The sequence below is a fragment of the Pseudonocardia sp. EV170527-09 genome, from assembly GCF_008369905.1.
Classification (GTDB): domain Bacteria; phylum Actinomycetota; class Actinomycetes; order Mycobacteriales; family Pseudonocardiaceae; genus Pseudonocardia.
In genome coordinates this window covers 1-229 of the sequence record NZ_VRMC01000707.1, presented here as the reverse complement: position 1 = coordinate 229, position 229 = coordinate 1, and the positions used below count along the sequence as shown (strand labels likewise).

Sequence of the window (229 nt, the reverse complement as noted above, 5' to 3'; positions counted from 1 at the left end):
ATACCACAGCAGTCCCCTACGAGAGCTTGATCGAGCAAGCGTCGGATATCGTGTCCGCCTATGTCTCGAATAATTCAGTACCGGTCGGGGAATTGCCGGCGCTTCTGGCTGGCGTACATGAAGCGCTCCTGAAGCTTGCGTCGCCGCCGCCCGCGACGCCCGAGGTTGCGGACAAGCCGACCCCGGCCCAAATCCGCAAGTCGATCACGCCGGATGCCCTGATTTCGTT

General features: G+C 61.1%; 1 protein-coding gene. It reads left to right on the top strand.

What is annotated here, in order from left to right:
• Positions 1–26: 26 nt before the first annotated feature.
• Positions 27–229: MucR family transcriptional regulator (locus FVA95_RS30550; RefSeq protein ID WP_161992563.1), on the top strand; the 203-nt coding region annotated here is incomplete at its 3' end.